The sequence below is a fragment of the Ruegeria sp. E1 genome, assembly GCF_056534225.1.
This window is the reverse complement of the sequence record NZ_JBQFPE010000035.1, coordinates 1-3,140: the sequence shown is the minus strand read 5'-3', so window position 1 is coordinate 3,140 and position 3,140 is coordinate 1. Positions and strand designations below refer to the sequence as shown.

General features: G+C 56.3%; 3 protein-coding genes and 1 pseudogene. 1 reads left to right on the top strand and 3 read right to left on the bottom strand.

Translation table 11 applies throughout. The features are described from left to right. A partial coding sequence (locus ACR0FG_RS20780; RefSeq protein ID WP_480895253.1) for an SDR family NAD(P)-dependent oxidoreductase occupies positions 1–231 on the bottom strand: 231 nt, incomplete at its 3' end. A 155-nt stretch (positions 232–386) separates the two neighbouring features. Here ACR0FG_RS20780 and ACR0FG_RS20775 point away from each other — a divergent pair. Continuing rightward, a pseudogene (locus ACR0FG_RS20775) lies at positions 387–1,504 on the top strand (IS3 family transposase). A gap of 110 nt (positions 1,505–1,614) precedes the next feature. Here ACR0FG_RS20775 and ACR0FG_RS20770 read toward each other — a convergent pair. Together ACR0FG_RS20770 and ACR0FG_RS20765 are read right to left on the bottom strand one after the other, a co-directional pair. Continuing rightward, positions 1,615–2,589, bottom strand: coding sequence for an ExeA family protein (locus ACR0FG_RS20770; RefSeq protein WP_480433215.1), 975 nt, complete (start codon positions 2,587–2,589; stop codon positions 1,615–1,617). Then, the gene (locus tag ACR0FG_RS20765; protein ID WP_480424837.1) at positions 2,589–3,050 is read right to left on the bottom strand and encodes a hypothetical protein; all 462 of its coding nucleotides are present in this window, start codon (positions 3,048–3,050) and stop codon (positions 2,589–2,591) included. The genes ACR0FG_RS20770 and ACR0FG_RS20765 overlap by 1 nt, the downstream gene beginning before the upstream one ends. Positions 3,051–3,140: the final 90 nt, after the last annotated feature.

Below are 3,140 nucleotides of genomic sequence, written 5' to 3'. Positions count from 1 at the left end.
TCTCCACTTGACGGCGTCATAAAGTTTTTCCGCGCCTCCAACAGCACCCAGATCAAGCGGAATCGCAGTGACATTAACATCGTGGGCGGCCTCAAGCTCTGATCTGAGGGCATCCAACGCATCTCCGCGCCGCGCACTGATGATCAGATTGCCGCCTTGTGACGCATGATAACGCGCCAGTTCCCGGCCAATTCCGGATGATGCGCCTGTGACGAGAGCTGTTTTGGTCATAGTATCCTCCTAAGAAACACCCGGAACGCTTTCACCTTGGCGCTTCAAGATGCTTCACTCCCATTTATAGTTGAAGCTGACAGATATTCGCTCGTCCTCGTGTCTTGGCCCCCTAAAACTGTGCCACAGTTGGCTTAGTTTTGGAGACGGGATTGATGGCGCGGAAACGGTATTCGGACGAAGATATTCTGCGGCTTTTGCGCGAGATTGAGCTGGGCCTGGCATCTGGTTCGGATGTCGCGACGGCGTGCAGAACGGCTGGTGTCAGTGATGCGACCTATTACACATGGCGCAAGCGGTTTGGTGGGATGGGACGATCTGAGATGGCCAATCTGAAGGCGCTGCAGAAAGAGAATGATCGGCTCAAGAAAATCGTGGCTGAGCTTGAACTGGACAAACTCATTCTCAAGGAGAGCCTTGATTATCTAAAGCCAAAGGCCTGACGGCAGACCAGCTTCGTCAGGCCGTGGTCCACACCCGACAAAAGCTGGCAACCTCTGAACGGCGCACCTGTCGCGTGATTGGATTGGCGCGGAGCACGCTGCAATACCGCGCAGCGCCAAAGGATGATGAGGCGTTACGTCTGGCGATGATCCGATTGGCCAAACGGTATGGGCGCTACGGCTACCGCAAGGTCGCCGAGCTGCTGCGTGTCGAAGGCTGGGCAGTCAATCATAAAAAGATCGAACGACTATGGCGCGAAGAAGGCTTGCAGCTCCCACAACGGCACAAGAAACGCAAACGGCTGTACCACAAGGACAGCTCGATCATCCGGCTCCGACCGCAACATCCCAATCACATCTGGAGCATTGACTTTGTCCACGACAAGCTGAGCAACGGACAGAGCTACAAGATGCTGACGGTGCTGGATGAGTATACCCGTGAGGCGCTCTGCGTAGCGGTCAAGCCGAAGATGAACAGCGCAGACGTGCTGGATGCGCTCTACCCACTCTTATTGCGGCACGGGAAGCCCGAACACATCCGTTCCGACAACGGCGCGGAGTTCATCGCAACGGCCCTGCAGACCTGGTTAAGAAAGGTGGGCATTAAGCCGATCCAAATCTACCCGGGATCACCTTGGGAGAATGGATACAACGAGCGCTTCAATGGCACTCTGCGCCGGGAAGTCCTCAACGCAGAATGGTTCCACACCACCAAACAGGCTCAGATCGTCATCAATACCTGGCTTAGACAGTACAATCGTGTCAGACCCCATCAGGCTCTAAACATGCGACCGCCCGTTCCAGAAACCTTGCTCAAAACTGGCCCATAGAATTGGGGCTGGACATTGGGACCACTTTATTTGAGAACGGGCTCAGAATAATTGAGACGGGCTCACATTTCTGAGACTGGGATCGGTGGGGTGAGACCATCCACATGACCTCATAGCGACAACCCCGCCATCCGCATTCGCTCTGCCAATTCGCGGGTCCGCGCGGGTTCAAGCTGCCCGCTCAGGAAGCGTTTGATCTCGGCAGGTTTGGACTGGAACTGATCCGCCAATACCTTCACAGAATAGCCCTGCCGGGTGAGACGTGGCTCCAAGTCATCAAAGTCGGGGGCCAGGGTGGCCGACACAATATCCGGCGTGATTGGTTTCTGGCCGATGCGGAACCCGGCCTCCAATGCCCGGTTTAAATATTCGGCAAACTGTAAGGGTGTGGTCAGGCGCTCTGCCAGTAGGTCCAGCGCCGCCGGTTCGATAATCTCGTCAAGTGGAGCGTCGTCCTCGGTACACTGGTCCAAAAGCCAGTCGAGATAGGTTCGGGACTCTTCCCCCAATCCTTCGAAGGGCAGGATATCAGTGCGATGCCCGATCTCTTCCATCGTTGGGCGGCGAAGGTCGTTTCGCAGCTTCGGATGGCCGACCAGAATAACGGACAGATTGCCTCCGCCGCGCGCGATCACTTCCATCAGGCGTTTCAGCCCGATCAATGTCTTTCCATGCAGATCATGGGCCTCATCGACAAACAGCGCCACGGGCTTTCCGGAGCGGGCTACCAGCTTCTGAAGTTCTCGTTCCCTCTTTTCACCTTGGGTTGGAATCTTTGGTTCTTTCTCTCGTGAGAGATCGTAGAACAGGGCTGAGATTAGCGTCGGAACGGTCGTGCGGGCTTTGTCCACCGACAGGCTTTCGGCGACAGTGACCTTCTTTTCGCGCGCAATTTCATCTTGCAACCGGTGCAGGAACACAGTCTTGCCGATGCCAACTGGGCCTGTCACAGCGATCAGGCGTCCGGTTCCAATGCCCGCCCGGACGGTGTGGGTGATCTGACGATGGTTCTCGGTCTCATAGAATCCGGCAGCTCGCCAGTCCTTGATCAGCCCATATCGCGCCATGATCTCGGCATTCAGCATTACTCGCTCTCCTCTTCAGCGGCCGGTCGCTTAGGCGAGAACCGGGCAGTTATTCCTTGTTTGATTTCCGTCTTGTCGAGCGTGCGGTCGACAAGATCATTCACGAACGACAGATCCTCGTCTGTCAGGCGGGCCAGCGGCTTGTGCAGCAAATCCGAGACCCCGCGCAGCGCATCCAATCGGCTGCTATAGGTGAACTCTCCATAGGGATCCGGATCGACAAAGGCCTGGCTGGCGAACGGCAGTACGTCTGCGGCTTTGGCCAGGCTTGAATCCAACCCGGCAAGCGCCGATCTGGGCACCGAGATCTTCTGCGCAAGATCTCCGATCCTGTCGGCCCGTGCCTGTGTTTGTGTTTTCTTGGGCTTGCGATAGCGATGCAGCGGGATAGGCCCACCTGTCGGGCGGTAGGGGCCAAAGCGCTTGTCGTTCCACTCAACGAACAGCTCGTGATCAAACACCTGCAGACCTGGTTAAGAAAGGTGGGCATTAAGCCGATCCAAATCTACCCGGGATCACCTTGGGAGAATGGATACAACGAGCGCTTCAAT

Bases quoted from the DNA above. Each gene is read 5' to 3' on its own strand.
- ACR0FG_RS20770 (WP_480433215.1), bottom strand. From the start codon at position 2,589: ATGCTGAATGCCGAGATCATGGCGCGATATGGGCTGATCAAGGACTGG.